Origin of the sequence: Mycobacterium palustre, from assembly GCF_002101785.1 — a bacterium.
Lineage (GTDB): Bacteria > Actinomycetota > Actinomycetes > Mycobacteriales > Mycobacteriaceae > Mycobacterium > Mycobacterium palustre.
In genome coordinates, this window is the sequence record NZ_LQPJ01000016.1 from 1 (window position 1) to 6449 (window position 6449).

Consider the following 6449-nt stretch of genomic DNA (forward strand, 5'->3'; position numbering starts at 1 on the left):
CCACCATCCCGGCCCCGCGGTCCCGCCCGGATCCCCGTGCTCCTACGCGCCGGCGGCGGGAACGTCGCCCCGGCCCGAAGATCCGCTGCCGTGCGCGGGGGCCGCCGTCGGGCCGTTCGGCGGCCCCGCCTTCCCGGCGCCGCTCGACGTGCAGACCGCGCCGCCGAGTCCCGACGGGCCACCGCCGACGCCCGGCATCCCGATCGCGGGCCGCCCCGGGGAGGCGCCGCCGGCGGTTCCCGGCACGCCGGTGCCGCTGCCCGGGTACGCGCCCCCCGGCGCGCGCACGCAGCCCGGCCCGGGAGGCGGTGGCCGGTGAGCACCATCTTCGACATCCGCGCCGTCCGGCTGCCGAGGGCGTCCCGCAAGGCGGTGCTGGCCGTGGCCCTGGCAATCGTGTTGGCGCTCACGGCGCTCGCCGCCGGCGTGCAGCTTTACCGAAAGCTGGCCAATACCACCGTGATCGCGTACTTCTCGGAGACCCTGGCGTTGTACCCGGGCGACAAGGTCCAGATCATGGGCGTGCGCGTCGGCTCCATCGACAAGATCGAGCCGGCCGGCGACAAGATGCGGGTCACCTTCCACTACAGCAACAGGTACAAGGTGCCCGCCGACGCCACCGCGTCGATCCTCAATCCCAGCCTGGTGGCCTCGCGCACCATCCAGCTGTCACCGCCCTACACCGACGGGCCCGTGCTGGCCGACGGCGCGGTGATCCCGATCGAACGCACCCAAGTACCCGTCGAGTGGGACCAGCTGCGCGACTCCATCAACGCGATCCTGCGCCAGCTCGGCCCCACGCCGCAGCAGCCCCAGGGGCCGTTCGGTGAACTCATCGAGTCGGCGGCCGACAACCTCGCGGGCAAGGGCAAGCAGATCCGCGACACGCTCGACAGCCTGTCGGACGCCTTGACGGCGCTCAACGAGGGCCGGGGCGACTTCGTCGCGATCACGCGAAGCCTGGCGCAGTTCGTCACCGCACTGTACCAACACGACCGGCAGTTCACAGCGCTCAACGGAAACCTGGCCGAGTTCACCGAATGGTTCACCAAATCCGACCACGACGTGGCCGACACGATCGCGCGGGTCGACGAGGTCCTCGATGCCGCGCGGAAGTTTGTAAGCGACAACGGTTCCGTGCTCGGCCACGACGTCGACAACCTCGCCGACGCGACCACCGCGCTGCTGCAACCCGAGCCGCGCGACGGCCTGGAGACGGCGCTGCACGTGCTGCCCACGTTCGCGGGCAACGTCAACAACATCTACTACCCGCTGCACAGCTCGCTCGTCGGCTTGTTCGTGTTCCCGAACTTCGCCAACCCGGTGCAGTTCATCTGCAGCGCCATCCAGGCCGGCAGCCGGCTGGGCTACCAGGACTCGGCCGAGTTGTGCGCGCAGTACCTGGCGCCGGTGCTGGACGCCCTCAAGTTCAATTACCTGCCGTTCAGCGCGAACTTCTTCAACTCGCCGGCCACCTTGCCCAAGGAGGTGGCCTACTCCGAGGAGCGGCTGCGCCCGCCGCCGGGGTACAAGGACACCACCGCCCCCGGGATCTTCTCGCGGGACACGCCGTTTTCACACGGCAACCACGAACCGGGCTGGGTCGTCGCGCCGGGGATGCAAGGCACGCAGGTCCAAACGCTGACGGCCAACATGCTGACGCCGGAGTCGCTGGCCGAGCTGATGGGCGGCCCCGACGTCGCGCCCCCGCCGCCGGCGAGCAACCTGCCTGGCCCGCCGAACGCCTACGACGAGTCGAACCCGCCGGGGGCGGGCCCGTGAGGCGCGGCGTGAGCGCGGTGAGCGCGAACGGCAAGCCGAACAGACGACAAGCTAAAGGCCTTCTGCTGCAGAGGATCGCCGACGCCGCTCGGCGCGGACTCGTATTCCTGCTCGCCGCAGTGGCGGCGACGTCGTGCGACTGGCGCGGCATCGCGAACGTGCCGCTGCCCGTCGGGCGCGGCACCGGTGCGAGCCACATGACCATCTACGTGCAGGTGCCCGACACGCTGGCGCTCAACACCAACAGCCGGGTGCGGGTCGCCGACGTGTGGGTCGGCACCGTGCGCGCCATCAGGCTGAAGGACTGGATCGCCACGCTGACCCTGGACGTCGATCCGGGCGTGAAGCTCCCGGCAAACGCGACCGCGAAGATCGGCCAGACCAGCCTGCTGGGCACCCAGCACGTCGAGCTGGCCGCGCCGAAACACCCGTCACCGCAACGGTTGAGGAGCGGCGACACCATCGGTCTGATGAACTCCTCGGCCTACCCGACCGTCGAACGGACCCTGGCCAGCATCGCGGTCATCCTTACCGGCGGCGGCATCGCCAATCTCGACGTGATCCAGACCGAGATCCTCAAGATCCTCGACGGGCACCTCGACCAGGTCCACGAGTTCCTCGGGCGCCTGGACACATTCACCGCCGAACTCAACCGCCGGCGCGACGACTTCACCCGCGCGATCGACTCCAGCAACGAACTCTTGGCCGTCGTCGCTCACCGCAACGACACCCTCGATCGCCTGCTCACCGAAATCCCGCCGCTGATAGGGCATTTCGCTGACACGCGGGAACTGTTCGGCGACGGCGCCGAATCGCTGGGGCGGTTCAGCGACGCCGCCAACCGGGCGCTGGCGGACAGCCGGGCCGACCTCGCACACAACCTGCGGGCCCTGCAGCGACCGCTCGTTCAACTCGGCCGAGCCGCGCCGCTGGTGGTCGACGCGCTGCGGCTCGGCCTCACGGCGCCGTTCAACATCGACGGCGTCCCCAAAATTATTCGTGGGGACTACATCAACGTGTCGGCGACGATCGACCTGACGCTCAGCGCCATCGACAACGCCCTGCTGAGCGGCACCGGGGTTTCCGGGTCGCTGCGGGCGCTCGAGCAGGCGTGGGGACGCGATCCGGCCACGATGATCCCCGACGTCCGCTACACGCCGAACCCGAATGACGCCCCGGGAGGGCCGCTGGTGGAACGGGGCGAATGAAAGATGTTGACTCGCTTCATCAAAACCCAGCTGGTGTTGTTGGTGGTGCTGGCCGTCGCCGCGGTGGCGGTCCTGGGCTGGTATTTCCTGCGGGTCCCCACGCTGGCCGGCCTCGGCCGCTACACGCTCTATGCCCAGTTGCCGTCGTCGGGCGGGCTGTATCGCACCGCCAACGTCACGTATCGGGGCGTCACGATCGGCACGGTCACCGCCATCGAACCAACCGAGCGCGGCGCGCGGGCGACGATGAGCATCGACGACGGCTACCGGATCCCGACCGACGCGTCGGCGAACGTGCACTCGGTGTCGGCGGTCGGCGAGCAGTATCTCGATCTGGTGTCGGCCCGCACCGGCGGCCCCTACCTTTCGACAAACCAGACCATCACCAAGGCCACGGTGCCCAGCCAGATCGGCCCCGCGCTCGACGCCGCCAACCGCGCGTTGGCCGTGCTGCCCAAGGAGAAGGTGGCATCCCTGTTGCACGAGACATCGCAGGCGGTGGGTGGGCTGGGATCATCGTTGCGTCGCCTGGTCGAGGCTGCCCAAGGCATCTCGCACGACTTCAGGGGCGGCCTCGGCGACATCGACGACATCATCGATCGCTCGGCGCCCATCATCGACAGCCAGGTCGACTCCGGTGACGACATCGCGCGCTGGGCCGCCGGCCTCAACACCGTGACCGCGCAGACGGCGCAGCAGGACCCGGCGATCCGGCGCATTCTGGCCGCCGCCGCGCCGACCGCCGATCAAATCAACGCCACCTTCGGTCACGTGCGCGACTCGCTGCCGCAGGCGCTGGCCAACCTCGAGGTGGTGCTCGACATGCTCAAGCGCTACCACAACGGCGTCGAGCAGGCGCTGGTCTTCCTGCCGCAGTCCGCGGCGATCGCCCAGTCCGTGACGTCGGAATTCCCCGGCCAGGCGGCGCTCGGGGTCGGCGCCCTTTCCCTCAACCAACCGCCGCCGTGCCTGACCGGTTTCCTCCCGGCTTCGGAGTGGCGGGCGCCGGCCGACACCAGCACCGCGCCGCTCCCGACCGGCACCTACTGCAAGATCCCGATGGACGTCCAGAATGTGGTGCGCGGCGCGCGCAACTACCCGTGCGTGGACGTGCCGGGAAAGCGGGCGGCGACCCCGCGCGAGTGCCGCAGCAAGGACCCCTATGTGCCGCTGGGCACCAACCCCTGGTACGGCGACCCGAACCAGATCCGCACCTGTCCCGCGCCCGCCGCGCGATGCGACCAGCCGGTGAAGCCGGGCCAGGTGATCCCGGCGCCGTCGGTCGACACCGGCCTCAATCCGCTTCCCGCCGACCGGGTTCCGGGCACGCCGCCCCCCGTCAGCGACCCCCTGTCGCGGCCGGGATCGGGCACGGTCTCGTGCAACGGACAGCAACCCAACCCGTGTGTCTACACGCCCGCGTCGATCTACGACGTGCGGAGCGGGCTGGCGGTGGGGCCCGACGGCGTGGTGTATTCCGTTGAGAATTCCAAAAATACCGGCGAGGACGGGTGGAAGGAGATGCTGGCACCCGCCCGCTGACGCGTCAGCCGCCCTCGCCGCGGCGGGCGTGCTCGCGCCACTTGCGATAGCCGCGGCGCGCGCCGAAGGCCCCGACGACGGCGCTCACGCACCACACCGCGATCGCCGAATAGGCCAGCGCCGAGGACCGATTCGCGATCGAGGCGCCCAGCGCGGTGTAGGCGAACGCCCGCGGCGCCGACCCGATGAACGAGCCAACCACCATCTGCCACAACGGAACCCCGAACGCGCCGAACGCATAGGAGGCCAGCGCGTCCGACAGCCCGGGCACGAAGCGCTGGCCGACGACCGCCCACAGTCCGCCCCGCTCGATCAGCTCGTCGACGCGGTCCGCGCGCTCCGTCCCCAACAGGGCCCGCGCGCTGTTTCGGCCGGCCCGGCGACCGATGCGGCTCGCCACGACCGCGGTGCCCACCGCCGCTCCCAGCGTCACGAAGATGCCGAGCACGGGACCGAACAACAGGCCGCTGCCCGCGGCCAGGAGTGAGCCGGGCACGAACAACGCGCCGAGGACCGCAGACACCACGACGTAGGCCAGCGGCGCCGCCGGGCCGGTGGCCGACACCGCCCGGCGCACGGCGTCGAGGTCGATCACCCGCGCGACGGCGACCAGGTAAAACACGCCGAGGAGCAGCGCGGCGAACACCGCGAGCCGCGTGATGTGGCGCCGGCGGGAGGGCGGCGCGGGATTGTCGTCGACGGTCATGGTGACCGCGATTCTTCCGCACCGGTCGTCGACCGCTTGTCGGACCTCCGCCGCACACTCGGCTCATAAGACGCGATGTCCGAGATCGCGTCACTGGGAACGGGGGGGCCATAGGAAACCGGGCGAATTTCGTGATTGTGAAAGACCAGGATTGGCAGCTTTATTACTCACACTGGGCGGGCTGCCGCATCCTCGATGCGCTGATCGGTGGGCCGGAGCTGGCGCTGCGTTACGCGCAGTCGTTACGGAGGTGCCCTAAGGACCAGTGGGTCGACCCGCTCTGGGCTGACGGCGGCGCGGTGGTGGACCTCGATCGTCGCAGGCTGTTGTTCTTCGGCGACGAATTGATGGTGGACATGGCCGAGCGCCGGGCCTTGATGCGCGTGCTCGGCGCGGTATGGCCCGACTATGCGATCGGCTGGGCGTACGACGGAACCGTCGAGCTGGCTGGTTACGTCGGAGCCGAGTTGCCGTCCCAATCGTGGAATCATCGGCCAGACCTTCGGCCGGCCAGGGACCCAAACTCGTTGTGCCATCTCGTTTCCGTTGTGGACGCCGGGGGACAACTTCGACTGTGGCCGCTGTGGTGGGGCCTGAGCATGGCGTGGCATGGCCCCACACTGCTGGAAAAGTTGCCGGGCCGCGGCGCGCGGAGCTTGATCCTTGGCAAGATCCCGGAGGGCGGCGTACATGTCGACGTGCCCCGAAAGACGGTGGGAGCGTGGCAAACCGCCGACACGATGGGCATCTTCCAAGGCCTTCCGCACGTGTGGGGCGGCTGGCGCACGGAGTGCTGGGAGGATCGTTTCGAAGAACAGGCGGTCCGGTGCCGGGGCGCCTTGCGGCTTCCCACGCCCGACCTGGCCGCGGGGATCGACAGCGCCCAGGCGTGGCTCACCAAGCGGGTGTTTCAGGGCTTTATGGATAGTCCCGCTGGGCAGGTGCTCCAGATCGCCCAACTGGTGGCGCCGATAGGGCCCGGTCTGGTGGTAAGCGACGATGCCCTCGCCGACCGGGGCGTCCGTCCGAGCGAGGCCGAGTGGGCGCGCTTCGTCGACGCGTGTGGCCGGTTACGGGCAAGCCGTGCCAAATCGGCCTGAGCCCCTGCACGGGTGGGCCGAGGTTGTCGGTGGTCGCTGTGATGATGGGGGCATGTCTTTGAGGGCTTCTGCCGGCGTTGTGGAGTTGATTCCTAAAGAGCGGCTTGGGTT

General features: G+C 69.6%; 5 protein-coding genes and 1 pseudogene. 5 read left to right on the forward strand and 1 reads right to left on the reverse strand.

Annotated features, from left to right (window positions below; all coding sequences use genetic code 11):
• The 4 genes and pseudogenes from AWC19_RS01340 to AWC19_RS01355 all read left to right on the forward strand — a co-directional run.
• A pseudogene (locus tag AWC19_RS01340) lies at window positions 1–319 on the forward strand (virulence factor Mce family protein); the annotation flags it as partial.
• Window positions 316–1782 carry a virulence factor Mce family protein gene (locus tag AWC19_RS01345; RefSeq protein WP_085076307.1) on the forward strand — a complete coding sequence of 489 codons (1467 nt, stop codon included), beginning with the start codon at window positions 316–318 and terminating at the stop codon, window positions 1780–1782. The pseudogene AWC19_RS01340 and the gene AWC19_RS01345, both read left to right, overlap by 4 nt.
• A gap of 65 nt (window positions 1783–1847) precedes the next feature.
• Window positions 1848–2990: a virulence factor Mce family protein gene (locus AWC19_RS01350; protein ID WP_245848634.1), complete on the forward strand. Its 1143-nt coding sequence runs from the start codon at window positions 1848–1850 to the stop codon at window positions 2988–2990.
• A gap of 3 nt (window positions 2991–2993) precedes the next feature.
• Window positions 2994–4532, forward strand: coding sequence for an MCE family protein (locus AWC19_RS01355; protein WP_085076309.1), 1539 nt, complete (start codon window positions 2994–2996; stop codon window positions 4530–4532).
• Between the two features lie 4 nt (window positions 4533–4536).
• On the opposite strand, the gene AWC19_RS01360 is transcribed toward AWC19_RS01355, so the two are convergent.
• Window positions 4537–5238, reverse strand: coding sequence for a TVP38/TMEM64 family protein (locus AWC19_RS01360; protein WP_085076310.1), 702 nt, complete (start codon window positions 5236–5238; stop codon window positions 4537–4539).
• 131 nt (window positions 5239–5369) lie between these two features.
• Here AWC19_RS01360 and AWC19_RS30250 point away from each other — a divergent pair, with 131 nt between their 5' ends.
• Complete coding sequence (locus AWC19_RS30250; RefSeq protein WP_245848632.1) at window positions 5370–6338, forward strand: hypothetical protein; 969 nt, start codon at window positions 5370–5372, stop codon at window positions 6336–6338.
• Window positions 6339–6449 lie beyond the last annotated feature (111 nt).

Excerpts from the sequence above, each read along its gene's own strand:
- AWC19_RS01355 (WP_085076309.1), top strand. The coding sequence starts at position 2,994 with ATGTTGACTCGCTTCATCAAAACCCAGCTGGTGTTGTTGGTGGTGCTG.
- AWC19_RS01360 (WP_085076310.1), bottom strand. The coding sequence starts at position 5,238 with ATGACCGTCGACGACAATCCCGCGCCGCCCTCCCGCCGGCGCCACATC.